Origin of the sequence: Brevibacillus sp. IT-7CA2, from assembly GCF_949767855.1 — a bacterium.
In the GTDB taxonomy this organism is placed as follows: domain Bacteria; phylum Bacillota; class Bacilli; order Brevibacillales; family Brevibacillaceae; genus Brevibacillus.
The window spans coordinates 380426-404109 of sequence record NZ_CATKQT010000011.1; the positions used below are offsets into that span (position 1 = coordinate 380426).

Consider the following 23684-nt stretch of genomic DNA (forward strand, 5'->3'; position numbering starts at 1 on the left):
TTTACTCTCCCATAATCATCGTTGAAACCATCTCGGGTGTAGCTACAACGATATCATCTGGTACATTTTGACCTGTGGTTACATAGGAGAGCTGTAGATTCATCTCCTGACAAACATTCAACATCGTGCCAAAGCTGTTCGTTTCATCCGCTTTTGTAAAAATGACTTGCTTCACTTGAACTTCCGCAAAATTTTGGACGATTGCTTTCATATCGTTGAATTTGGAGCTCAAGCTAAGTACTAAGTAGTTCACGCTGTCTTTTCCATGCTCCAACAATTCACGAATGCCTTCCACGTATTCATCGTTGCGAAAATTCCGTCCAGCCGTATCGACAAAAATGAGGTCACAATCACTTAAGCGTTCCATGGCTGACGCCATTTCTTTCGGTGAAAAGACAACTTCCAGCGGGACATTCAAAATGTTTGCATACGTCTTTAATTGTTCTACAGCTGCCATTCGATACGTATCAGCCGTGATAAAGCCAATTTTTCGTTTTTCCTTCAACATGCTGTTCGCCGCAAGCTTCGCAATGGTCGTTGTTTTTCCAACCCCTGTCGGACCGAAAAAGAAAGCGTACCGTACGTTCTTACCCAGCTTTGGCGAAGATGCTGTATATGGCTCGATCATCGAAGTGATGATCGTTCGGCATGCCACAAACGCTTCCTCCTCCGTCCACTTTTCACCCGGTTGCGGCATTTCCATTACTTTTCGAATGATTTCCGCTGTTAGCTCTTCAGTCACTTCTTGCTTCAATAACTTTGCACGAATAGACTGTATCGCCGGAGGAAGTTGTTCACTTAAGTCATGCACCAACAGCTTTTGAAACATTTGACGCATATCTCGCATTTCAGTGGCAATCGCGTCATGATTGCTTGCGGGTAAAGCTCTTTCTTGGGATGTCGTGACAGGAGCATGCTGCTCAGTTGGCTCTCCTTGCTTTTGCACAACTCTCGTATCTGGGATCTCTTCTTTTGGAGGCGTCGCAACCGCGGTTTGTGTCATCGCGGCGACGACCTGCTCCCTACCTGTTGATTCAACTTGTTGATTCTCTGATGTTTTTGTCACAGTCGGTCTTCGATACGCTTGAGCAGCCGTGTACGTACCCGTCTGCGATTTGGGCAAAACGTTGTTGGTTCGATGTTCAGCTGCTACTGTGGGATTTTCTCGCTCGGATGCCTTTTCATCGACAGCAGCGATTACTTCGATTCGTTGTTTGCCAAACATCCCGAACAATCCACCTGTTTTGATCGGCTTGGAATTAAGAATCACTGCATCCATTCCTAAGTCCGTCCTGATTTTTTCCATTGCTTCTGGCATCGAATCGACAATGTAACGTTTTACCCTCACGAAATGTTCACCATCCCTACGCTTTGCACTTCAACATGTGGTTCGAGCTCGCTGTACGACAAAACGGGAACGTCTGGCATCATGCGATCTACTAATTGACGCAAGTACATTCGGACCGCTGGTGATGAAAGAATGATCGGCTGTTGACCCGAGTTGATCATTTTGCTCACTTCAGTCGACATGTTTTGGAATATTCGCTGAGACGTTTCCGGATCCATCGCCAGATAGCTTCCTTGCTCAGACTGTTCCACACGTTCAGAGATTGCTTTTTCCAATCCTGCTCCAGCTGTAAGCACATGAAGTGGTTGCCCTGGCTCCGTAAATTGGAGTGTGATCTGTCTCGCCATCGCTTGTCTCACATATTCTGTGAGTACATCTGGATCTTTTGTATACATGGCTTGATCCGCAAGTGCTTCAAGGATGACGTGGAGATTTCGAACAGACACTTTTTCACGCAACAGCTTTTGCAATACTTTCTGTACGTCCCCAATGGCGAGCAGACTTGGAATCAGCTCGTCTACGAGAACCGGTGCTGTCTCCCGTACATTGTCGATCAGGGCCCTTGTTTCCTGGCGACCTAACAATTCGTGGGCATGTCGCTTGATGACCTCTGTCAGGTGTGTAGCCACAACAGAAGGCGGATCGACAACTGTATAGCCAGACAGCTCAGCAATCTCCTTATTCTCTTCTGTTACCCATAATGCAGGCAATCCAAACGCAGGTTCTACGGTTTCTATCCCAACAATGGAATCATCTTCGATCCCCGGGCTCATCGCCAGATAGTGATCCAGCATGATTTCCCCTTTTGCGACCTGGTTGCCTTTTATTTTGATCATGTATTCATTCGGTCGAAGCTGGATGTTGTCACGTATACGAATGACCGGTACAACGATCCCCATCTCGAGTGCGATTTGTCTTCGAATCATGATGACCCGATCTAACAGATCTCCTCCCTGCTTCACATCAGCAAGTGGAATTAAGCCATAACCGAACTCGAATTCGATCGGATCGACCTGTAACAGGTTCACGACGCTTTCTGGACTGCGTACTTCTTCCATTTGCTGCTCTTCCACCTTGTCGGCGGATTCTTGTATTTCCATCTTTTGGTTCTTCTCCATTTTCCATGCAGCAAATGCCATTATCCCACATACCGGAAGTACAGGCAGAATTCCAATCGGTGTAAAGAGCCCCAGCAAAAGCATGCAGCCGGCTACGATATAGAGAAGACGCGGAAAGCTGAACATTTGCTTGACGATATCTTCACCAAGACCTTCACCAGAAGTAGAACGCGTTACAATAATACCCGCTGCGGTCGAGATTAAGAGCGCTGGAATCTGGCTCACCAGTGCGTCACCGACAGACATGGTAGTGAATCGAGAGGCAGACTCGGCAAAGCTCATATCGTGAATGAGCATCCCGATGATAAAACCACCGATAATATTTACGATAAAAATGATAATACCCGCGATGGCGTCCCCTTTTACGAATTTGCTGGCACCATCCATTGCTCCATAAAAGTCAGCTTCGTTCTCAATCTTTTTTCTTCGGACACGTGCGTCTGCTTCTGTGATCATTCCTGCATTCAAATCGGCGTCGATACTCATCTGTTTACCAGGCATCGCATCGAGCGTAAAACGTGCTGCTACCTCAGCGACACGCTCAGAACCTTTGGTGATTACGATAAACTGAATGATGATCAAGATCAGAAACACGACGAAACCGACGACTTGATTACCACCGACTACAAAGCTACCGAACGTTTCAATAACTTTACCGCCTTCACCGTGCGATAAAATATTTCTCGTCGTCGACACATTCAAGGCTAGTCGAAAAAGTGTTGTAATAAGCAAAACCGTCGGAAAGATCGAGAATTCCAAAGTTTCTTTTGTATACATCGACACAAGCAAGATGGTCAATGCAAGGGAGATATTCAAAATCAACAGCAAATCAAGTAGCGCTGAAGGAAGTGGGATTACCATCATGACAACAATGCTTATGACAAAAAGGATCGTACCAATTTCTTTAAATTTGAATCCCACTGGTTATCCTCCTTCCATTTATTTCACTTTCCCTTGCAGCTTGTAGACGTACGCGAGAACTTCCGCGACCGCTTTAAACATCTCTTCGGGAATTTGTTGCCCAACTTCAACTTGACTATAGAGAGCCCGGGCCAAGGGCTTGTTTTCCATGGTAACGATACGATGCTTTTTCGCTACTTCCCTTATTTTTAATGCTAGATAATCTTGCCCTTTGGCGATTACCGTAGGTGCACTCATCGCACTTGCGTCATAGCGAACGGCAACGGCAAAGTGAGTCGGGTTCGTAATAATGACATCCGCTTTGGGAAGCTCCTGCATCATACGGCGAATGGCCATACTTCTTTGCCGTTCACGAATCTTCCCTTTAATGAGCGGATCACCTTCCGCTTGCTTATGCTCGTCCTTGAGATCCTGCTTGGACATCCGCAGATTCTTTTCATGCTCATAACGCTGATAGGCGTAGTCCAGAATCGCGAGAATGAAAAGCAATAACCCGAGATAGATTCCCAGCTTTGTCACCTCTTCGGCAGTAAACGATAGGACTGCTCCGATAGACAATAAGGAAAGCTGTACAACTTGTTCCTTTGCATTCCACAAAATGACGTACGCGACATAGATGCCTGCGCTTATTTTTAATAATGATTTCAGTAGCTCTACGAGCGAGCGTAAGGAAAAAATTCGTTTTGCCCCTTTAATCGGATCGATCTTTTCCAGTTTCATTTGAAGGGGTTCTGTACTAATTAGCCAGCCTACCTGCATGTAGTTCACCGCAAATGCGACAAGAAAACTCAAGCCTAGGATAGGTCCTACAATCTTTATCGCTTCAAATGCGAGCTGCATCACGATGACTTTTAAATTTTCTTCATTTATTTGCCACGTCGTGTATGTAATCAATGACTCCCGCATCAAATCTTGAAATATGCCTAGCATAGTAGAGCCAAGCATCATTAACAGAAAGAAAAATGCTGTCAAAGATAGGGCTGGGGAAAGATCCTGACTTTTCGCGACTTGCCCTTTTTTTCGTGCGTCTTGCTTTTTCTTGGGCGTAGCTTTTTCTGTCTTTTCCCCATTAAAAAATTGAAGATCTACTTGATAAGAAAGCCTCAATTGATTCATGGTGATCCTCCGAGCGATTTCATCATTTCTGCAAGTGCCCGGAACATGTTCCCAAACAATCCGTTCAGAGTCAGCAAGAACGCAGGCATCACCACGATAAGCAGTAAATAGCCGGCAAGCAGTTTAATGGGCAAGCCCACCACAAAGATATTAAACTGCGGGACAGATTTGGCGATAATACCAAGAGAGAGATCAACCAGAAACAATGCAACGACGATCGGTGCCGCAATCATAAACGCACTCGTAAACATCGTTTGAAATGTTTTTATTGCTGTCATCATGACGTTTTCGCTTCCGAAAGCCGCCCACATGATGTCCACCGGTATAACCTGGTAACTGCTTATCACACCTCGTATCAGCATGTGATGCCCGTCAATACTGAAAAAGTACAGGACAGCGAGAATGTTTTTGAAGTTACCTGTTACCGGGATATATGCACCCGTTTTAGGGTCAATCACGTTTGCCATGGCAAGACCCATCTGCATGTCCATCAATCCACCGGCAACCTGAATGGCGATAAACATCATTTCACATATGTAACCAAGAATGACACCAACAAGTGCTTCCTTCATGATATACAGAATAAAAGTCAAATCCATCGGAATCTCGCCTTGTACCGGCAAGGATTGAAAACTGATGACGGCAAGGATAAACGCGAGACCGATTTTAAACTGATTCGGTACACCACGAATAGAAAAGAACGGAGCCGTTACAAAAAAGGCACTCATTCGGACAAAAACAAGCAAGAATACGGGCAGATACATCAGAAAAAGATTCATATGCTACCCAACAAAACGATGAAGGTTACCGAAGATCCCCATCGTAAAATCAAGCAGTACCCGAAGCATCCATGGACCAACAGCCAAGATCACGACAAATACGGCCACGATCTTTGGAATGAAAGCGAGTGTCTGCTCCTGAATTTGTGTCGTTGCCTGAAAGACACTGACCATCAAACCGACCAGTAAGGCGACCCCAAGTGCGGGTGCCGAAACCAGCAGGATGGTATAAACAGAGCTTTGGGCAATCTGCATAAGTAATTCTTGTGTCATGCTCTACCTCCTGAGGCATTCGGAATGTCGCTAAAAACTAGTCAAAAGTGATCTCACAATGAGATACCAGCCGTCCACCATAATGAACAATAAAATCTTAAACGGCAATGAAATCATAACCGGTGGTAACATCATCATCCCCATCCCCATCAAAATACTGGAGACGATCATATCAATTACGAGAAATGGGATGAATATCATAAAGCCGATCTGAAAAGCCGTCTTCAATTCACTAATGGCAAAAGCAGGTACCAGCGCATTCAACGGAATATCTTGGATCGATTTTGGTCGTTCGGCTTTTGTGTATTCCAGAAAAAGTGCTAAATCTTTTTCACGCGTCTGCTTTGCCATAAATTCCTTAAAGGGGATGACCGCTGCGTCCAATGCCTGCTGTTGTGTTAGCTTTCCTTGCATAAACGGCTGCACGGCTGTTTCGTTCACTTGTCCGAGTGTCGGAGCCATAATGAAAAATGTCATAAACAACGCAAGGGCAATCAATACCTGGTTCGGTGGCATTTGTTGAGTTGCCAACGCATTTCGAACAAAAGACAAGACAATGATAATTCGCGCAAAACTGGTCATTAAAAGCAAAATCGCTGGAGCTACAGATAGTACTGTCAAAATCAGTAACAGCTGAATGGCCGTCGATGTCTCCTGCGGTGTTCCTGTTCCGCCGCCTATCTTCAAATCAATACTCGGAACAAGCGGTGTACCCGCTGGCGCCGCCATGACCATATCAGGTACGGATAGCAACACTCCGACAAGCATCAGCACCTGCAAAAAATATTTCATTTTTGGTCCCCTCTGTCCTGAGCTTGCTCTTTCTTCCAATGTTCTGTTTGGTTTGGACGATTTTTCAAGTCGTTCCATTGACCCTGTAACAGATCTTGAAAGCTTTTGCCCTCCATATCAGAAGAAAACAAGATTTCTTCTTCTGCCTGCTTTTTCTTACCGAATGGGAGCCATTCTAGCGAGAATGGGCTTTTCATCGGTTTGATCTCTGCGTCAGCCAAGATCAAATCTACCTCTTCGCCCGGTTCGATCCTACGAAGCAATTGAACGTCTTCTCCAACTCCCACGATGTACAATGACTCGCCGATCATAACAACCTGAAGTGTTTTGCCATTGCCTAGCGCAGTAGCGCTAATCACTTTAATCGGTCCATGACTTTGAGCCCCTTGACGTCGACCAAGAAAACGGAGCAATAAAAAGATCAGTACTGCAATAAAGCCAAGTGAAAAGATGACTTGAACTAGATACCCGATCATACTTCCTGTTCCGCTGCCCGGAATGGCCGCCGGCTGTTCACTGCCGGCGGACGCATTGCTAGTTGGCACTTTTCCCTGGTTGTACGCATCCGCTACTGAACCTTCCGCAAAAACGGTACTCGGCAGGGAGGAGACGAAAAGCAACAGGATCAGACTGAAGGCTAAAAGGAGTCTTGCCCCTGCATTCCGGATCATCATCATTAGCTCATTGTCTTTTTGATCGCTTCCAGAACGCGATCCGCTTGGAATGGTTTTACGATGAAGTCTTTTGCGCCCGCTTGGATCGCATCGATTACCATCGCTTGTTGTCCCATCGCGGAGCACATGATCACACGCGCGTTAGGATCCAACTTTTTAATTTCTTTCAATGCAGAAATTCCATCCATCTCTGGCATGGTAATATCCATGGTTACGAGATCAGGTCCCAATTCTTTGTACTTTTCAACTGCTTGTGCACCGTCACTTGCTTCCCCCACGACGCTGTACCCGTTTTTCGAAAGAATTTCCTTGATCATCATACGCATGAATGCTGCATCGTCTACGATTAAAACTTTGTTAGACATGAATAGCTCCTCCCTAATACTTCCCTCTTAATTGTATTATTGTAATTTTTGAACACGATCTATCTGACTGATGATGTCTGTAACACGAACCCCAAAGTTCTCATCAATGACGACAACCTCGCCCTTGGCAATTAATTTGTTGTTCACCAAAATGTCTACATGCTCACCTGCCAGCTTGTCCAACTGTATAATCGATCCAGCGGACAAGTCAAGAATTTCTCTAATAAGCTTTTTCGTACGACCTAACTCAACTGTTACTTGCAATGGAATATCGTGAAGCAAGTTTAAGTTCTGTATGTCTCCTGTATACATAGGAGCACCTCCAAGCGGAGCAAATTGTGCTGATACTACATTCGCCTGACTAGCTGCAGGACCTCCGAAATGCTGTGGTGTTGGCGGAGCCATTGGAGGCTGCTGATACATTCCTGGGTATGGAGCGTAGCCAGGTGGCATCATTGGTTGTCCATACGCGTCAGGATACATCGGCGGCTGTCCTGGGTAACCCATCGGCTGTGCGTAACCCGGCGGTTGCTGATACATCGGCTGTTGCTGTTGTGGCGGCGCTACAGGCGGTACGTGGCTCTGTGGTTGCTCTTGCGCACTCGGTTGGATAGAAGGAGCCGACATACTCATAGCAGGCAGAGAAGGCATCTCTATCTCATCTATGAGGGCTGCCGCTGCTGCTTCATCCCCTGTACCTCCAACCAGTCTATCAATCATCTTTTTCGCAAAGGACAGCGGAAGAAGCTGCATAATATTTGAATCGATAAGTTCGCCTTGCTCTCCTACCTTTAAGCGGAAAGATACTTTCACCAGAGGACTGTCATCATCAGAGAAACTGTCTCCACCCTTGCCTTGCGCCAGATCCATTACATCAATGCCTGGTGGCGTAATATTAATAAACTGGTTGAAAATCGTCGACATGGACGTAGCAGCGGAACCCATCATCTGATTCATCGCTTCCTGAACCGCGCTGATATGAAGCTCAGACATTTCAGTGTTCGCTGGTCTGCCGTCTCCGCCCATCATCAAATCCGCGATAACTGCAGCATCTTCCATGCGAATGACTAGCAGGTTAATTCCTTTGAAACCATCTGTATATTCCACGTGGACGGCCACGTGAGGAATCGGAAATTCGCTTTCCAATTCATCGACATTGACTACGGAAACAGTAGGGGTTGTAATATCTACTTTTTGACTTAACAAAGTAGATAACGCAGTAGCCGCGCTCCCAAAGGAGATATTACCAATTTCTCCAAGTGCATCCTGTTCAAACGGGGACAGAAATTCAGCAACATCCTGGGTCACTGCCGACACAGCTTCCTCTTCGTCCTCAACCAAGTTGTTCGCACGTAACAGCGCGTCAATCTCGTCTTGAGAAAGCATATCTCTACTCATTTTGTTCCTCCCCCTCCTCTATGACTTCATCAATCTGTACGGCGACTCTTCCTTTATGTGTTCCTGGTTGACCCAAGAACTTTAAGTGGTCGCCCACTTTAATTTTCAGCTTGTTGTCGATCGATTGATCTAATTGAATGACATCGCCTTTTTGTAGCTGTAGGAAATCTCCTACTGTAATCGTAGCTGTTCCCATTTCAGCAACAATCGGCAATTTTGCAACTTTTACTCGCTCTTCTACACGCAGGCGCTCTTCTTCATCCCGCGTTTTCTTTTGTTTGGAGAACCAGTATTGTCCAGACAGCTTTGTCATGATTGGCTCCAGTACCACGTGAGGCAAACAGAGATTGATCATTCCTGTTGTATCGCCAATTTTGGTACTAAAGGAGATTACCACGACAATCTCGTTAGGTGAGACGATCTGCATGAACTGTGGATTCATCTCCAAACCTTCTTGATATGGATCGAGCTCAATGATTTGCTTCCATGCCTCGTGGAAAGTATCCAGCGCTTTGCCGAATACGCGTTCCATCACCGTTGTTTCAATTTCCGTAAGGGCGCCCATCTTTTCCGGAATCGCCCCCTGTCCTCCCAGAAGTCGATCCAGCATGGTATAGGCGATGTTTGGATTGACTTCCAAAACCATTCGTCCTTCCAGTGGAGGAGCTTCAAAGATGTTCAAGATGGTCATCTTGGGAATAGAACGTATAAATTCGTCATACGGCAATTGATCGACGGAGGCAACCGTAATTTGCACGAAGGTACGGAGCTGAGCTGAAAAATACGTAGTCAACAGCCTCGCGTAGTTTTCATGGATTCGCGTTAGACCACGGATCTGATCTTTTGAGAACCGCAGGGCGCGTTTGAAATCATATACTTTGATTTTACGCTCAGTTTCTTCCTTTTTCAGCTCGTTGGCATCCATTTCGCCCGAAGATAGGGCGGCCAACAGCGCATCAATCTCACTCTGTGAGAGAACCTCGGCCATATGTCGTCACCTCCTTGCTATGTATACCATAATCGCTTCCTATGACAAGACGCGTTTGGTTGTCACTACTTGAACAATCTTACCTTCTTGCATCAGGGAGCTGATTTCATTCATGATTTTAGCTTCCAGCTTGTTCACACCTTCAGTTCCTTTTATGTCTTCTGGTGTCAACCCCGCCAATGTTTTAATAATCACCTGATTGACTTGCGGCAAACGCTGCTCCAGCTCTGTTTTAGCATCAGCACTGTCGGCTGTAATGCTAAAGCGTACAATCATGTAATTATTCGTTAGCAAGTTCGTAGTAATTTCGCCAGTGTCAACGGAGAACTCTTTCATTTCCTCTGCCGTGAGCGTCTTCACTTCTTGCTCTTCCGTCGTGGCTGTTTGCGCAGCCGGAGAGAGATATGTTTGCCAGAGAACAAACGAGATCACTCCCAGTAGCGATATCGCGATGATAATGATTAGAGCCATGTTAAACAATCGATTTTGAAACATCGCTAATGCCTCCCGCTATTCATTTGAATCACCCGGCATTTTCGGTACAGATGTTGCCGGAGGAACATTATGATAAAAAGCCTGAACACGTTCAGCGATGGATTCCACCGAATCCTTCACGATGTACTTTCTGTCGTTGAACAGCGTGATTACGCTATCCGGAGTTCCTTCAACAGTTTCAATGTGAGTAATGTTCAGATAAAAAGTAGAGCCGTTAAACCGCGTTAACTTAATCATTGGCTGCTCCTTTCCAGATCAAGCTGGGGAAGGCTTAGAACACTTCCCCGGCTTTTTTCCGTTAAACGAAATTATCGTTTCAGGTTCACCAGTTCTTCTAGTACTGTGTCAGATGTCGTGATGATCCGAGAGTTTGCTTGGAAACCGCGCTGTGCCACGATCATTTCTGTAAATTCTTCAGAAAGGTCAACGTTGGACATTTCCAGTTGTCCTGCGATGATGCTGATTCGAGCATCAGCTGGAGTAGCTGGAGTCATTGGATCATCATCACGTGCACCGGCGTTCACTGTGTTTTCGTAGAGATTGTTACCGATCTTCTTCAAACCACTTGGGTTGTTGAAGGTCATTACGCCAATGGTATTGTCCGAAGCAAGTGCTCCAGTATCATCCACAGTCGTAACTACGCCATCCTTGCCAATGGAGTAGGAAACAATTCCATCTGCTTGGTTGATTTGGATTGGAGCTGGGTCAGTGTTCATCAACTTCATCCCTTGGGAGTTCACCAAGAAACCTTGGGCATCACGAGTGAAGTTCCCTGCACGCGTGTAATAAATGGTTGCCCCTTCATCAGGACTGACCATGAAAAACGCGTCCCCTTCGATGGAAAGGTCTGTCGGCAGGTTCGTTGTCATTGGGCTACCAGCAGAGAAAACCGTATCAATCGAACCAATGGAAGCACCAAGGCCGATTTGCGTCGGGTTTGTACCGCCTTTACCACCATCTGTAGGAGCACCAGCCCCTTGAACGTTTTGGCTCAAAATATCTTGAAACATCACACGACCCTTTTTAAAGCCAACTGTGTTTACGTTCGCGATATTGTTACCAATAACGTCCAGTTTTGTTTGAAAACCACGCATACCTGAAATACCTGAGTACATTGAGCGAAGCATATTTATTTCCTCCTTTACCTTCTCATTTACAGCGGCTACCTCTGTCAGTCGGTAGCCGAATGGGCTTCCTCAAAAGGAGGTCCAGCCCAGTAAACAGCAACCTACACGAAAATGGCACTGTCGATGTTTGTAAATACGTTGTCCTTCATGCTGCCATCGTCTACGGCGGTAATAATTTTCCGATTTACGATGCTCACGACGTAGGCCACATTATCCATCATAATGAGAGACTCTCTGGCGCCTTTGGCGGCTGCTTTATGCACAGCGGACTCCAAACGCTCCATCTGCTGTCTTTCTAGCGTAATGCCCCGCTCCTGCAAGCGATTGACGGCATGCTGACTAAAGCTAAGTGGCTCCGACTTGGTTGCAGCGCCAATCGATTCCGTCAAATACTGCTGAAATAACTTGTTGTTTCCCGGAGCAGTTTGGGTAGTAGCTTTTGCGACGTGATTCGTATTCGGAGGAAAATAGGGTTGCCCCACACGAAAATGGTTCATGGCGCTTCCTCCTTATATCCAATCCTAGACGATGTCGTCAATGCCGCGAGCCGTGTCCCGCAATCGATTCCATAGCACTTCTGTTGATTCATTGCTGTCTACTAGGGCATCGAGAGCAAATTCTTGCTCGTCATTATCTTGCTGTTGTCGATTCTCTTGTTGCTGTCGTGCTTGTTCACGCTGCTGTTGGAAGTTAAAAGCTGTATCCTGTTGCTGGTTTACTTCCAAACGATCAACCTGCAAGCCTTGCTGGGTCAAAGCAGCTCGAAGCTGTGGAAGCTGATTGTCCAGCATTTCCTTTCCAGCCTGTGTTTCAGCATGGAACTGTGCTGTAATCACTCCATTTTGGGAAGTAATCGTAACATCTACTTGGCCCAAAGATTGTGGATTCAGAATCAGCTTTGCCTCATGGACGCCATTATTTTGCGTCAACTGCATCTTGGACACGAAAAGCTGTGTGACTTGCTGTGTCAGTTGATTGGCGTTCACATGATGTGTTGGAACCGACTGTTGCTGAAAGGTCTGTACAGATTGTGTCTGCGTATTAGAAGAAGCAATAATCGGTGTCTGACCATTTCCATTCAACATGCCCTCTTCTGCATTGCCCTCTTGATTCAAAAGGCCGCTTTGAAGGGTAGACTGTACTGTCTGGGACTGAATCCCTGCCTCTAGCTTGTAAGCCGAGAGACCTTGATTCAACCGCAGTGGAGAAATCGTCTTAAACGTGTCCTGTTGCGTTGTGTTCATGTTTGCCATCACATCGGATCGCAAGTTCAGTCCACTTCGTTTTGACTCCTCAGTATTTCCTTTTTGATTCTTCAGGGATTCGAGAAGAGCTGCCAGCTTATCCAGTTCGTTTGGAGTTGCTTCCCCTTTTTTCAGGTTAGCTAGAATCTGCTTCAAATCCTCACTCACTTGACCAGCATTTCCTTGCGCTTTACCCAAAAGTTGTTCAATAGCAGTTGCAAATTTTTCTTGGGCGTCAGGCGGTAATTCGTCTTGCGTAGTTTGGCCAGAGCCAAGCAGTTGGGCAAATAATGCCATGAGCTCAGCTAATGCTAGCATTTCCTCTTCACTTAAACCCTCTGGGGCCACCATAGTCTCTTCTGCGTTCCCCACCTGATCCAACACCTGCATCAATTGCATGGAAAACATTTGACCTAAACCAGTTCCTCCCGCATTTGCTACAGGTGTCGCTGTAACAGATCCTGCTGATCCTACGGCAGGAGTCAAATTGGCCACATTCATCTCGTTCACCTCCTCTTCTTGATTTGTTGCTTATAGAAACGAAAACAGATGATTACTCAATCTATTTTCGAAGCAACTCTGTCGTGACGCGAGCCGCCAGATTATCTGGTTCTTTCTGCTTCTTGTCGTCATTGGCGATCGCTGAGAGAGTTTGTGCCCGTTTATCCACAGGCAAATCTTTCATTAAAGCAATAGCTTGACCCTTGTTTGTATCCATGAGTGAACGAATGATGGCAGCAGCATCCGCTGGAGGCAATTGAGCGAACGTCTTTTTTAGATCCTCTGCATCAGAACCCTCACGCGTATCGCTTAATGCCCTTGTCAACACATCAACACGTTGTTGCAAGGCCGCAATGTCATCATCTTTGTTCACTACTGAATCTTTTAATAAGATCGAAATATCGGCAGCTTTCTTCGGTTCCATCTTGGCCAAAATGTCTGCCTGTTGTGCAGGCTTCATTTTTGTCATAACGGCAACTGACTCTTGCAGTTTTAGGTTTTCAATGATGGCCGCCGCATTTTTCGGTGACATGGTTGTATACACTTTTGCCAAACCTGCAAACTGCTTCTGACGCTCTTCCTCAGTCGCACGCTTGTCTTCCATTGCCTTGTTTATGTCATCCAGTTGTTTTTCCAGCGCCTCAATGGTGGCGTCTTTCTTTGCTGACTCTTCTTTTAAAGTGGAAATCTGCTGCTGATTTTTTGCATGATCTTGCTGTAGGGTTGCCACTTGTTTGTCCATGTCAGGTTGTTCTTCTGAGTTGGGAGTTGTCGCATATTCGTCTGGAACTAATTTTTCCACGTACGGTATGGAGTTAGCCCAGTGGAGAACATTCCCTAACACATTTACTCCGAGCAAGCTCAGGAGCACACCGCCAAGGAGGCTGGCAAACAGTGCAGGAATGACAATCATATAAAAGAACCATTCCCACCTGCCGTATTCCCGTTCTTCTTGGATTTCTTCCATTTGGAACCTCCCTCAGTAACTTCGGCGAAGATAGAGTTGCGTACCGATCTCATCCAACTCTTTTTGCTCTCTTTGCTTCTGGTCGTCCAGAAATTGGTGGAGCGACTTTTCCCGAAGGCGTTGCCATAGTTGGGACTCTTTCATACGTTCCGTCAATCGTGACTGACAGCGTTCCACATCCTGTACACAACCGTGCAAAGTACGTTGCTGATTCTGAATCGATCTTGCAACAGATTGCTGATATTGCGTAATGGTAATGAGCTGTGCAGCACTGCATGTCTGCATCTGTACTTCCTGGAGCTTCACCGTCATCTCATCATGATGCTCGGTTAGTTGAGAAAGCTTCCACTCTTCTTCGTTTTTACGCTGGATCGACTTTCCGAAAGCCCACTCTGCTTGTTCTTTTTCTTTTTCCTTTAAATCAAGAACCTTTTGGAGATGAAACTGAAACACACGCACGTTAGTTCACTCCTCCGAAATGAGCTGTCAACGCTTGGATAGTGCCCTGTAAAGTAGATGGCTCATGCGTTCCTTGTGCCGTAAAACCAGAAATGATATCACGATAGCGAATGGCTGCATCAATTTCCCGATTGCTCCCAGGCTTGTACGCCCCAATATTTATGAGGTCCTCCGCTTCACGAAACGTAGCCAAATGCTTTTTCAGCTGACGAGCAGCATCCAAATGGTTACTATCGACAATTTCATTCATGACACGACTCACACTCGCCATCACATCAATCGCAGGAAAGTGTCCTTTGTGAGCGATTTTTCGGTCAAGAACGATGTGACCGTCCAAAATCCCCCGCGCCGCATCTGCAATCGGATCGTTCATGTCGTCAGAATCAACCAATACGGTATAAAAGGCCGTAATACTTCCCTTATCCGCTGTTCCTGCGCGCTCCATCAGCTTTGGCAGCATCGCAAACACTGATGGCGTATAACCACGTGTAGCCGGCGGTTCTCCGATTGCCAAGCCCACTTCACGTTGTGCCATGGCAAAACGCGTGACGGAATCCATCATGAGCATGACATTCATTCCGCGATCGCGGAAATACTCCGCTATGGAAGTCGCAATCATTGCTCCCTTGATTCGAATCATGGCAGGTTGATCGGAAGTAGCTACGACAACAACAGATCGCTTTAGTCCTTCTTCCCCAAGATCACGCTCGATAAACTCCATGACTTCACGGCCGCGTTCTCCAATTAGACCAATGACATTGATATCTGCCGTAGTATTTCGGGCGATCATTCCCATCAATGTACTTTTTCCTACCCCTGATCCAGCGAAGATGCCGACCCGCTGACCTTTCCCAATGGTAAGCAGACCATCTATCGCTCTCACACCTACACTCAATGGTTCTTGAATGCGCGGTCGAAGGATCGGATTTGGCGGCATATTGTTCGTAGGATAAGACGTCAGCCCAAATGGCAGTGAACCTTGATAGGGTCGGCCCAGTCCATCGAGGATCGAACCCAATATTTCAGGTCCAACTTTTACATCTAGCGAACGTCCTGTCGCGACCACATCACAACCTGGACCAATTTCGTTCAATTCGCCTAATGGCATTAACAGCACTTTGTTTTCGCGAAAGCCAACTACTTCTGCGATGATCGGTTCCTTTGTGTTAGCCGGATATAGATGGCATATCTCGCCTAATCTCACTTCTGGCCCTTGCGACTCAATAGTGAGCCCAACAACCTGTGTCACTTTGCCATTCACGCGCATCGGATCTAATCCATGCAGCATGTGCTTGTACTTCGAGAGATCTAGGATGCTCATGGAGCCTCACTTCCTCTGGCAATCGTAAGCAGCGCCTGCTTAATCTCCTCCATTTGTGTATCAATGCGGGCATCGACACTTCCCAAAGCAGTACGGATGACACATCCACCATCTTGTACTGTATAGTCAGGATAAATGGAGAGCTCTGCTTGTCCATCTAACAATTCCAGAAAACCAGCACGATGTTCGAGCACATAATCAAAGTACTTATGGTTGACGCACACCGTTATCTCGCCATGAACACGGGAACGGCGGAGTGCCTTCTTCGTCATTTCCAGGACCTGCTCGGGATGCTGTTGCAATTCCTGTCCAATGATTTTTTTTGCGATTTCCATACTGAGTTCCACTAGAAAAGGCTCCGCCTCAGCTATAATCTGTTTTTTTTCGGCAAACGCCTGTTCCAGAATGGTTTTTGCTTGGCTGAGTGTAGCTGTTTGCTCCTCGTACGCCTCACGTTTACCCGCTTCGAAACCTGCCTCTTGCCCTTCCGTCATAGCCTGCTCTTGTACTTGTTGAAACAGTTGCGCAGCTTCCTGACGCTTTTGTTCCCACCATATTTCCATCTGAGCAAGAGTCTCTTGTCTTAATTGCTCTACTTGCTCCGAAGCTTGCTGCAGGATGTTTTGCGCGGTCTCTTCTGCATCTGAGATGATCGTTTTCGCTTCGATCTCAGCTTGATTTAAAATTTCTTGATTTTCTTGCAACCTTTCGGCAACTTCTTCCGTCTTAAGTGGTACAGGCGTCACCGAGAGGAGAAAAGATTCCTCAGAAGGCCGATAATTGGCGCTTTTGATGATTCTAGACAATGATATCATCTCCTCCACCGCGGGCGATGATGATCTCACCAGCCTCCTCTAAGCGACGGATAATTGCAACGATACGAGATTGTGCCTCTTCTACGTCGCGAAGGCGAACTGGGCCCATAAACTCCATTTCTTCTTTGAAGGTATCCGCCATCCGTTTGGACATGTTCCGGAAAATAACTTCCCGAACTTCTTCGCTGGATACTTTGAGAGAAAGTTGCAGATCGGCATTTTCCACATCGCGGATAACGCGCTGAATCGAACGGTTGTCGAGTGTAGCAATATCTTCGAAGACGAACATACGCTTCTTGATTTCTTCTGCCAGCTCTGGATCTTGAATTTCGAGGGAATCCAGAATCGTGCGTTCGGTTCCACGATCGACACCATTGAGTACCGCCACGATCGCTTCGATCCCGCCTGCTTGGGTGTAATCTTGGGTAACAGTGGCAGAGAGCTTTTGCTCCAATACCTGTTCAACTTGGGCGATTACTTCCGGTGAAGTACTGTCCATAGTCGCAATACGTTTCGCAACCTCTGCTTGACGTTCTTGCGGAAGAGCGGACAGGATCATGGCTGCTTGTTGAGCTTCCAGATAAGAAAGCACCAAAGCTATCGTCTGCGGATGCTCATTTTGGATAAAGTTAAGGATCTGACCTGGGTCAGCCTTTCTAGCAAAGTCAAACGGTCGAACTTGAAGGTTTGCCGTCAAGCGATTGATAATATCCATCGCTTTGGTCTCACCCAAAGCTTTTTGCAAGATTTCTTTGGCGTATGTAATCCCGCCTTGTGCAATTACCTCTTTGGCAACTGCTATCTGGTGAAATTCAGATAAAATTTTATCTTTTTCATCCGTATCCACTTTTCGCACATTGGCGATTTCTAATGTCAGTTGCTCGATCTCATCCTCACGCAAATGCTTAAACACCTGGGCAGAAACTTCCGGCCCGAGTGAGATGAGGAGGATAGCTGCTTTTTGTCGTCCTGACAACTCTTTAGCGCCGCGAGCCATACCATTCACTCCTTAATCTTCTGCTAACCATGTACGAAGCAGAACAACAAACTCATCTGGTTTGCTTCGCGCCAATTTTTCAAGTTGCTTTCTGACCACTACCTGGTCTCCATCTTCTTGGTAAATCAAGTCTGGTATTTCGCCCGCGTTTAACGGTGTCAGCAAGTCTGGCAATTCTTCTTCTTCTTCTTGTTGCTTCGCTTGACTGCGTCTGCGATAAACGAGGAAGGCAACAGCAGCAAGTGCCAAGACTGCAATACCGCCAACAGTCCAAAGAACAGCAGGACTTAGTGCACTGGAATCCTCCATCTCAGCTTTTCCTGAGAACTGACGAGGGAGTACGGAAATATGCTTATCCAACTCAGCATCCGTTAAATCAGAAGCCTGATCACTTAATGTGACACGAACAACATTGCGTAACACTTGCTTGATGCTTTCGAGCGTAGCAGCATCCAACGTGCCACCATCTGGCGGTTCTACCCCAACGTTGATTGTGATGTCTTCGATCTTGTACGGGCTTGATGTAACATTTCGTGTGATGCGATTTACTTCACGGTTAATCGTATCATTCAACTCTTCGTATTGACTGTTACTTCCTTGTGGGGTAGCCCCCGGGTAGTTCGTAACTGCATTGTTATTAGTTCCTGCAATTCCCCCTGGAGGTTGACCTTGTCCAGAGAAAGCTTTTGATAATTTTTGAGAAGAAATGATAAGTCCTTCGTTATTCTCTTTGTCAGGTGCCTCGACTATGTTCTCTACGCGATTTTCTTTGTCAAAGTTCATTTTGAGGAACGTATGGACGATGACTTTATCGCGGCCCATGATTGTACCCAACAAGTTGTACAGGTTTTGTTGAATTTTCTTTTCAACATCTGCTTTGATTGTTTCCTGTTGCTTAAAGCTACTCAATGTGCCTTCGTTTTCATTGCCTTCGGAACGTTCTAGCGGATTGGAATACTGGTCTGTAATCGCAATCGCTTCCATCGGCAATTTCGGAACGCTTCGGGAAACAAGCAGATAAAGCGAGTTAATTTGCTTTTGATCAAGCGTTGTTCCAGGTTCAACATCGACGATAACGGAAGCCGTAGCTGTATCCGGAGTCTCCGTCACCCAAACGCTTTCCTGCGGCAATGTAATCATCACTTGTGCGGAGCGTACACCTTTTACACGTTCCAGCATCTTGCGCAGCTCTTGTTGCAAAGCCTCTTTCTTCATGACATCAAATTGGCGATCTGTAACTCCAAGGGTACTGGAGAAAATTTCTGCATTAATTCCTGCCTGACTCGGAATACCTTGTGCAGCCAAATCGACAATGACATCTTGTGCCATCTTTTCTGGAACCTCGATACTTGTGCCATTCCCCGTGATACGATAAGGGATTTGTGAACCTTCCAACTCTTGCTTGATAGTCCCGATTTCTTGTTCACTCAATTTTTGGTTGTAGAGTGGTTTGTACACCGGCTGAGAAGCGATGTATATGTATAGACCAAGCGAAATCAAGAGGAAGAGCGAAATACCGAGAATCATCCATTTTTGTTTCTTGGAAAATTGGTTCCATTTTGACGCAAACTGGTCTTTGTATACTGCTAAACGTTCGTTCATGTTTCACCTCTCAAAGGATACCAACAACGATCAAATCGACATGCGCATGATTTCTTGATAAGACTCAATCATCTTGTTCCTGACCTGCATAGTCATTTGTAGCATCACGGAAGCTTTTTGACCTGCAACAGTCAATTGGTGCAAGTCGGTAATTTCTCCCGCTGCAAACTTGTCGGCAAGATTCGACGATTCTACTTGCGCCTGATTCACTTTATTTATGGAATCCGATAGAAACGATGAGAATTCTTGGGAGACTTCAGCTGGAGTTGGCTTGTTCACACTCGGCGTACGAATTGGCGTTAGTTGGGAGATTGCACTCATTTCCATTCCTTACTGTCACCCGCTTTACTTGATTTCCAATGCTTTTAACATCATCGATTTGGAAGCGTTCAGTGCTGTCACATTGGCTTCGTATGATCTTGATGCGGAGATCATGTCCACCATCTCTTTCATCGGATCGACATTCGGCATCAAGAGATATCCGTCTTGATCTGCATCTGGATGAGATGGATCAAATACTCGCTTAAACGGAGTATTGTCTTCTTGAATCGCTGTGACCTTCACTCCTTGTCCACCCCGACTTCCTGAGACCGTCCCTACGGCTGCTTGCAGGAAGTTATCAAATGTTCCATTTGTTTGAGGTGACAACTCCACCATTTTCCTCCGATATGGCTGCCAGGCGCCATCTACGAAGTTTGCTCGAGTGGTTTCCGCATTTGCAATGTTGGAAGAAATCGTATCCAACCGCAAGCGGTTAGCTGTTAAGGCAGAAGCACTTGTGTTAATTCCCTGAAACAAGCTCATCTTTATTTACCTCCACCTTCAATTACACTGCGTAGTTTTTGAAAATGTCCTGCTGTCAATTGCGTTAAACCGCTGTACCAAATTTGGTTTTTGGCCAATTCTGTTGTTTCTGTTTCCAAGTCAACATCATTGCCACTGTTCTGAATGAAGTTATTCGGATTGGACACAACCTGTGGTACTGCAACGCCCCCTACATTTCCAAACGGGAGGTGTCGTTGATTGGTCCGATACGCTTCTAACTTGCCATTTCCCGCTCTTGCGTTCAACTCATCTTGCAAAAAGCTCTCGAAGATGACTTGTTGACTTTTGAATTGAGGGGTGTCTATGTTGGCAAGGTTGTTTGCGATCGTTCTATGTCGCAATGTTGCAGCGTCGAGTGATCTCTCCAGGACCTGCAGATGGTAACTATCCAGCATTTTTCCTTCTCCCCCAATATGAGTCAATTGCTTTCCCTAAAACCACCTATATTTCCTGTATTTTCGACATCCTAATACGATTCAATCATAGCAAAATCAATTTGGACAAAAAAGCCCCTTTTCATGACGTTTTTCAAAATGATTCAATGGGACTAAATCCCTTATCCTTCCTGTTTTTTTACTGCATTTTACAAGGAATCCATATTCAAACCATTGCAAACATCGAGGCATGCATTAAAAATCAACATATAATTTATGGTAATAATGTGTCGTTTTTTGCAATAAACAGGACTAAAGTCCCATGAAGAAAGGTGCAGCAACATGAGTTGCTACACCTTTTGTTTACTTTCGTGTAACTTTTGGCAAGGTATATTACGAGCTTTTGAGCTTCTCTAATTCAGGCAACAGCTTTTCATTCAGCACTTTAATGAAGGTACCTTTCATTCCCAAAGAACGGGATTCGATAACACCCGCACTCTCCAGCTTACGCAGTGCGTTTACAATTACAGAGCGAGTAATTCCTACGCGATCCGCGATTTTGGAGGCTACGAGCAAGCCTTCTTTGCCTTCGAGTTCTTCAAAAATATGTTCAACTGCTTCCAGCTCACTATAAGAGAGGGAACCAATCGCCATTTGTACAACCGCTTTGCTGCGCGCTTCTTCTTCGATTGCTTCAGAACGCTCACGCAAGATTTCCATACCTACTACAGTTGCCCCTACTTCTGCAAGAATCAGGTCGTCATCGACAAATTGATCGTTAATGCGTCCCAAAATCAGCGTACCGAGACGATCTCCTCCACCCATAATTGGAACGAGCGTCGTCCAACCTGTTCGGAATACTTCTTTCATTTCAACTGGGAAAATGGTGTATGGGCTATCTACATCCAGGTTCGCAGATGTTTCATCTACTTTCAGTAACCCAATGCTGTACTCTTCTGGAAAACGGCGCTCTTCCAGCATTTTGCGCATACGGCTGTTATCCATCTCTTGATGAATCGCAAAGCCGAGAAGTTTTCCTTTGCGGCTTACAACATAAGTATTTGCTTCAATAACGTCACTCAAAACTTGGGACATTTCATTGAAGTTCACGGCATGACCCGCAGATTTTTGCAACATGCGGTTAATTCTTCTTGTTTTTGACAGTAGATCCATCTGTATTTCCTCCTAATTATATGTGCTGCCTATCCAATGTTTATAAAATATATTGACTCAAGTCTTTGTTCCCCACGATTGTACCTAATTTCTGTTTGACATAATCGGGGGTAATCTGTACTACTTCTAGGTGGATTTCTGGGGCTTCAAAAGAGAGATCCTCCAGTAGCTTCTCCAATATGGTGTGCAATCGTCTAGCACCAATGTTATCTGTGCTCTGATTGACCTCAGCAGCGAGACGAGCGAGTTCCTGAATGGCTTCCGGTGTAAATTCAACACGCACACCTTCTGTTTCCAAGAGGGCCACGTACTGCTTAAGCAACGCGTTTTTAGGCTCAGTCAAAATTCGGACAAAATCTTCAACGCGCAAGCTAGTCAGTTCCACCCGAATCGGAAAACGGCCTTGCAATTCAGGAATTAAATCTGATGGCTTTGCCATGTGAAAAGCACCAGCTGCGATAAACAGAACATAATCTGTTTTGACAGGACCATACTTGGTCATGACAGTTGAGCCTTCCACAATCGGTAAAATATCACGCTGGACCCCTTCACGGGATACATCCGGGCCACGCCCATCCTTACCCGCAATCTTGTCAATTTCGTCAATGAAGATAATACCGTGTTGTTCAGCTCGACGAATTGACTCCTGCGTAACTTCGTCCATATCCACCAGTTTTTGCGCTTCCTGCTGAATTAATACCTTTCGCGCATCTTTTATTCGCAATTTTCGTTTCTTCATCCGCTTAGGCATCAGGCTGCCGAGCATATCCTGCATTTGCATCCCCATTTGTTCTGTACCCGGAACCTGGAACATGTCAAACATCGAAGGTGATTGATCTTCGATTTCAATCTCAATCATTTCCTCTTCTAACTGGCCATTCGTCAACTGCCACATGGTTTGTCTGCGTTGCTGTTGGATCGACACTTCTTCTTGATCAGAGGTATCCTGCTGCTGTTGCTGCTGTCCACCAAAGAACATCTCCAACGGATTTTTGAACGAGCTCGACTGCTTGCGAGATGGGACAAGTACGTTCACAATCGCTTCATTCGCAAGCTTCTCGGCTTTCTCTTTCACCGACTCTACTTTTTCCTGTTTGACCGTACGGATAGAAGCTTCCACCAGATCACGGACCATCGATTCCACATCTCGTCCTACATAACCGACTTCCGTAAACTTCGTTGCTTCTACTTTAATAAAAGGAGCACCTGTCAGTTTTGCAATCCGACGTGCGATTTCCGTTTTTCCAACACCAGTAGGTCCGATCATCAAGATGTTTTTTGGAACAACCTCTTCAATCATTTGCTCTGGCAAACGACTGCGACGATAGCGGTTGCGAAGCGCTACAGCAATGGCTTTCTTGGCTTGTGCCTGCCCGACAATGTATTTATCCAAATGCTCTACGATCTTACGCGGGGTTAATTGCTCAAGATTCAGCACAGTAGGTTCCTCCCTTTCGCTCAATTCAACTCATCCACAACAAGATTGTTGTTTGTGAACACGCAAATTTCAGCAGCGGTACGAAGCGATGCTTCCGCAATTTCACGTGCGCCGAGATGAGGCGCATATGTTTTCAATGCACGACCTGCTGAAAGGGCAAAGCTACCGCCAGAACCAATTGCAAGAATCCCATCATCAGGCTCAATGATTTCGCCATTTCCGGAGATAAGCAACAAATGCTCCTTATTGGCAACAATCATCATTGCTTCCAAACGACGCAAAATTTTATCCATGCGCCACTCTTTCGCCAGCTCTACAGCAGCACGCTGCAGATTGCCGTGGTACTCCTCCAGCTTTCCTTCAAACTTCTCAAAAAGCGTAATGGCATCAGCAACAGAGCCAGCGAATCCTGCTAAAACTTCGCCGCGATATAGACGTCTTACTTTTTTGGCACCGTGCTTCATTACCATGCTGTTGCCAAAAGTAACCTGACCATCTCCGGCCATCGCTACAGACCCGTTGTGCTGTACAGCAAATATGGTTGTTGCGTGAAACTGTTCCATCACTGATTCCT

The 23684-nt window shown here is 45.9% G+C and carries 27 protein-coding genes; all 27 read right to left on the reverse strand.

Features of this window, described 5'->3' with window-relative positions; translation table 11 throughout:
* Position 1: 1 nt before the first annotated feature.
* Positions 2-1348 (reverse strand): flagellar biosynthesis protein FlhF, encoded by a 1347-nt coding sequence (flhF, locus tag ACM6JA_RS08240; protein WP_414851912.1) that lies wholly within the window; start codon positions 1346-1348, stop codon positions 2-4.
* On the reverse strand, positions 1345-3387 hold the full coding sequence (flhA, locus tag ACM6JA_RS08245; RefSeq protein WP_414851913.1) for a flagellar biosynthesis protein FlhA: 2043 nt from the start codon (positions 3385-3387) through the stop codon (positions 1345-1347). Before flhA ends, flhF begins: the two co-directional genes overlap by 4 nt.
* Before the next feature lie 18 nt (positions 3388-3405).
* Positions 3406-4503, reverse strand: a complete 1098-nt coding sequence (gene flhB / locus ACM6JA_RS08250; RefSeq protein ID WP_414851914.1) for a flagellar biosynthesis protein FlhB — start codon at positions 4501-4503, stop codon at positions 3406-3408.
* Complete coding sequence (gene fliR, locus ACM6JA_RS08255; RefSeq protein WP_414851915.1) at positions 4500-5282, reverse strand: flagellar biosynthetic protein FliR; 783 nt, start codon at positions 5280-5282, stop codon at positions 4500-4502. Before fliR ends, flhB begins: the two co-directional genes overlap by 4 nt.
* Positions 5283-5285: 3 nt before the next feature.
* The gene (fliQ, locus tag ACM6JA_RS08260; RefSeq protein WP_414851916.1) at positions 5286-5555 is read right to left on the reverse strand and encodes a flagellar biosynthesis protein FliQ; all 270 of its coding nucleotides are present in this window, start codon (positions 5553-5555) and stop codon (positions 5286-5288) included.
* Between the two features lie 30 nt (positions 5556-5585).
* Positions 5586-6347 (reverse strand): flagellar type III secretion system pore protein FliP, encoded by a 762-nt coding sequence (gene fliP / locus ACM6JA_RS08265; protein WP_414851917.1) that lies wholly within the window; start codon positions 6345-6347, stop codon positions 5586-5588.
* The gene (locus ACM6JA_RS08270; RefSeq protein ID WP_414851918.1) at positions 6344-7024 is read right to left on the reverse strand and encodes a flagellar biosynthetic protein FliO; all 681 of its coding nucleotides are present in this window, start codon (positions 7022-7024) and stop codon (positions 6344-6346) included. The genes fliP and ACM6JA_RS08270 overlap by 4 nt, the downstream gene beginning before the upstream one ends.
* Positions 7024-7386, reverse strand: a complete 363-nt coding sequence (locus tag ACM6JA_RS08275; protein WP_007719294.1) for a response regulator — start codon at positions 7384-7386, stop codon at positions 7024-7026. The genes ACM6JA_RS08270 and ACM6JA_RS08275 overlap by 1 nt, the downstream gene beginning before the upstream one ends.
* 36 nt (positions 7387-7422) lie before the next feature.
* Complete coding sequence (gene fliY, locus ACM6JA_RS08280; RefSeq protein ID WP_414851919.1) at positions 7423-8784, reverse strand: flagellar motor switch phosphatase FliY; 1362 nt, start codon at positions 8782-8784, stop codon at positions 7423-7425.
* A complete protein-coding gene (gene fliM, locus ACM6JA_RS08285; RefSeq protein ID WP_414851920.1) occupies positions 8777-9772 on the reverse strand; it encodes a flagellar motor switch protein FliM in 996 nt (331 codons plus the stop codon). Before fliM ends, fliY begins: the two co-directional genes overlap by 8 nt.
* A gap of 39 nt (positions 9773-9811) precedes the next feature.
* Positions 9812-10267, reverse strand: a complete 456-nt coding sequence (locus ACM6JA_RS08290; protein ID WP_414851921.1) for a flagellar basal body-associated FliL family protein — start codon at positions 10265-10267, stop codon at positions 9812-9814.
* Between the two features lie 15 nt (positions 10268-10282).
* Positions 10283-10504, reverse strand: a complete 222-nt coding sequence (locus ACM6JA_RS08295) for a flagellar FlbD family protein (RefSeq protein WP_015891749.1) — start codon at positions 10502-10504, stop codon at positions 10283-10285.
* Between the two features lie 71 nt (positions 10505-10575).
* Complete coding sequence (gene flgG / locus ACM6JA_RS08300) at positions 10576-11394, reverse strand: flagellar basal body rod protein FlgG (RefSeq protein ID WP_414851922.1); 819 nt, start codon at positions 11392-11394, stop codon at positions 10576-10578.
* Between the two features lie 101 nt (positions 11395-11495).
* Positions 11496-11891 carry a TIGR02530 family flagellar biosynthesis protein gene (locus tag ACM6JA_RS08305; protein ID WP_414851923.1) on the reverse strand — a complete coding sequence of 132 codons (396 nt, stop codon included), beginning with the start codon at positions 11889-11891 and terminating at the stop codon, positions 11496-11498.
* 24 nt (positions 11892-11915) lie between these two features.
* The gene (locus ACM6JA_RS08310) at positions 11916-13139 is read right to left on the reverse strand and encodes a flagellar hook-length control protein FliK (RefSeq protein WP_414851924.1); all 1224 of its coding nucleotides are present in this window, start codon (positions 13137-13139) and stop codon (positions 11916-11918) included.
* Positions 13140-13200: 61 nt separating this feature from the next.
* Positions 13201-14106 (reverse strand): MotE family protein, encoded by a 906-nt coding sequence (locus tag ACM6JA_RS08315; RefSeq protein WP_414851925.1) that lies wholly within the window; start codon positions 14104-14106, stop codon positions 13201-13203.
* Between the two features lie 12 nt (positions 14107-14118).
* Positions 14119-14565 carry a flagellar export protein FliJ gene (fliJ, locus tag ACM6JA_RS08320; RefSeq protein WP_007719315.1) on the reverse strand — a complete coding sequence of 149 codons (447 nt, stop codon included), beginning with the start codon at positions 14563-14565 and terminating at the stop codon, positions 14119-14121.
* Position 14566: 1 nt separating this feature from the next.
* The gene (fliI, locus tag ACM6JA_RS08325; protein WP_414851926.1) at positions 14567-15886 is read right to left on the reverse strand and encodes a flagellar protein export ATPase FliI; all 1320 of its coding nucleotides are present in this window, start codon (positions 15884-15886) and stop codon (positions 14567-14569) included.
* Positions 15883-16701: a flagellar assembly protein FliH gene (gene fliH / locus ACM6JA_RS08330; protein WP_414851927.1), complete on the reverse strand. Its 819-nt coding sequence runs from the start codon at positions 16699-16701 to the stop codon at positions 15883-15885. Before fliH ends, fliI begins: the two co-directional genes overlap by 4 nt.
* Positions 16685-17698 carry a flagellar motor switch protein FliG gene (gene fliG, locus ACM6JA_RS08335; protein WP_007719331.1) on the reverse strand — a complete coding sequence of 338 codons (1014 nt, stop codon included), beginning with the start codon at positions 17696-17698 and terminating at the stop codon, positions 16685-16687. Before fliG ends, fliH begins: the two co-directional genes overlap by 17 nt.
* 12 nt (positions 17699-17710) lie before the next feature.
* Complete coding sequence (gene fliF / locus ACM6JA_RS08340; protein ID WP_414851928.1) at positions 17711-19300, reverse strand: flagellar basal-body MS-ring/collar protein FliF; 1590 nt, start codon at positions 19298-19300, stop codon at positions 17711-17713.
* Between the two features lie 30 nt (positions 19301-19330).
* Positions 19331-19627 carry a flagellar hook-basal body complex protein FliE gene (gene fliE / locus ACM6JA_RS08345; RefSeq protein WP_414851929.1) on the reverse strand — a complete coding sequence of 99 codons (297 nt, stop codon included), beginning with the start codon at positions 19625-19627 and terminating at the stop codon, positions 19331-19333.
* 18 nt (positions 19628-19645) lie between these two features.
* Positions 19646-20104 (reverse strand): flagellar basal body rod protein FlgC, encoded by a 459-nt coding sequence (flgC, locus tag ACM6JA_RS08350; protein ID WP_069849280.1) that lies wholly within the window; start codon positions 20102-20104, stop codon positions 19646-19648.
* Between the two features lie 2 nt (positions 20105-20106).
* Positions 20107-20520, reverse strand: a complete 414-nt coding sequence (gene flgB / locus ACM6JA_RS08355; RefSeq protein WP_017249334.1) for a flagellar basal body rod protein FlgB — start codon at positions 20518-20520, stop codon at positions 20107-20109.
* A 372-nt stretch (positions 20521-20892) separates the two neighbouring features.
* Complete coding sequence (codY, locus tag ACM6JA_RS08360) at positions 20893-21672, reverse strand: GTP-sensing pleiotropic transcriptional regulator CodY (RefSeq protein WP_414851930.1); 780 nt, start codon at positions 21670-21672, stop codon at positions 20893-20895.
* 40 nt (positions 21673-21712) lie between these two features.
* The gene (gene hslU / locus ACM6JA_RS08365) at positions 21713-23110 is read right to left on the reverse strand and encodes an ATP-dependent protease ATPase subunit HslU (protein ID WP_414851931.1); all 1398 of its coding nucleotides are present in this window, start codon (positions 23108-23110) and stop codon (positions 21713-21715) included.
* 20 nt (positions 23111-23130) lie between these two features.
* The gene (gene hslV, locus ACM6JA_RS08370; RefSeq protein WP_007719366.1) at positions 23131-23673 is read right to left on the reverse strand and encodes an ATP-dependent protease subunit HslV; all 543 of its coding nucleotides are present in this window, start codon (positions 23671-23673) and stop codon (positions 23131-23133) included.
* Positions 23674-23684 lie beyond the last annotated feature (11 nt).

What these genes read in the sequence shown, in the direction of transcription:
- flhB (WP_414851914.1), bottom strand. Translation starts at nt 4,503, where the DNA reads ATGAATCAATTGAGGCTTTCTTATCAAGTAGATCTTCAATTTTTTAAT.
- fliR (WP_414851915.1), bottom strand. Translation starts at nt 5,282, where the DNA reads ATGAATCTTTTTCTGATGTATCTGCCCGTATTCTTGCTTGTTTTTGTC.
- fliQ (WP_414851916.1), bottom strand. Translation starts at nt 5,555, where the DNA reads ATGACACAAGAATTACTTATGCAGATTGCCCAAAGCTCTGTTTATACC.
- fliP (WP_414851917.1), bottom strand. Translation starts at nt 6,347, where the DNA reads ATGAAATATTTTTTGCAGGTGCTGATGCTTGTCGGAGTGTTGCTATCC.
- ACM6JA_RS08270 (WP_414851918.1), bottom strand. Translation starts at nt 7,024, where the DNA reads ATGATGATGATCCGGAATGCAGGGGCAAGACTCCTTTTAGCCTTCAGT.
- ACM6JA_RS08275 (WP_007719294.1), bottom strand. Translation starts at nt 7,386, where the DNA reads ATGTCTAACAAAGTTTTAATCGTAGACGATGCAGCATTCATGCGTATG.
- fliY (WP_414851919.1), bottom strand. Translation starts at nt 8,784, where the DNA reads ATGAGTAGAGATATGCTTTCTCAAGACGAGATTGACGCGCTGTTACGT.
- fliM (WP_414851920.1), bottom strand. Translation starts at nt 9,772, where the DNA reads ATGGCCGAGGTTCTCTCACAGAGTGAGATTGATGCGCTGTTGGCCGCC.
- ACM6JA_RS08290 (WP_414851921.1), bottom strand. Translation starts at nt 10,267, where the DNA reads ATGTTTCAAAATCGATTGTTTAACATGGCTCTAATCATTATCATCGCG.
- ACM6JA_RS08295 (WP_015891749.1), bottom strand. Translation starts at nt 10,504, where the DNA reads ATGATTAAGTTAACGCGGTTTAACGGCTCTACTTTTTATCTGAACATT.
- flgG (WP_414851922.1), bottom strand. Translation starts at nt 11,394, where the DNA reads ATGCTTCGCTCAATGTACTCAGGTATTTCAGGTATGCGTGGTTTTCAA.
- ACM6JA_RS08305 (WP_414851923.1), bottom strand. Translation starts at nt 11,891, where the DNA reads ATGAACCATTTTCGTGTGGGGCAACCCTATTTTCCTCCGAATACGAAT.
- ACM6JA_RS08310 (WP_414851924.1), bottom strand. Translation starts at nt 13,139, where the DNA reads ATGAATGTGGCCAATTTGACTCCTGCCGTAGGATCAGCAGGATCTGTT.
- ACM6JA_RS08315 (WP_414851925.1), bottom strand. Translation starts at nt 14,106, where the DNA reads ATGGAAGAAATCCAAGAAGAACGGGAATACGGCAGGTGGGAATGGTTC.
- fliI (WP_414851926.1), bottom strand. Translation starts at nt 15,886, where the DNA reads ATGAGCATCCTAGATCTCTCGAAGTACAAGCACATGCTGCATGGATTA.
- fliH (WP_414851927.1), bottom strand. Translation starts at nt 16,701, where the DNA reads ATGATATCATTGTCTAGAATCATCAAAAGCGCCAATTATCGGCCTTCT.
- fliG (WP_007719331.1), bottom strand. Translation starts at nt 17,698, where the DNA reads ATGGCTCGCGGCGCTAAAGAGTTGTCAGGACGACAAAAAGCAGCTATC.
- fliF (WP_414851928.1), bottom strand. Translation starts at nt 19,300, where the DNA reads ATGAACGAACGTTTAGCAGTATACAAAGACCAGTTTGCGTCAAAATGG.
- fliE (WP_414851929.1), bottom strand. Translation starts at nt 19,627, where the DNA reads ATGGAAATGAGTGCAATCTCCCAACTAACGCCAATTCGTACGCCGAGT.
- flgC (WP_069849280.1), bottom strand. Translation starts at nt 20,104, where the DNA reads ATGAGCTTGTTTCAGGGAATTAACACAAGTGCTTCTGCCTTAACAGCT.
- flgB (WP_017249334.1), bottom strand. Translation starts at nt 20,520, where the DNA reads ATGCTGGATAGTTACCATCTGCAGGTCCTGGAGAGATCACTCGACGCT.
- codY (WP_414851930.1), bottom strand. Translation starts at nt 21,672, where the DNA reads ATGGATCTACTGTCAAAAACAAGAAGAATTAACCGCATGTTGCAAAAA.
- hslV (WP_007719366.1), bottom strand. Translation starts at nt 23,673, where the DNA reads ATGGAACAGTTTCACGCAACAACCATATTTGCTGTACAGCACAACGGG.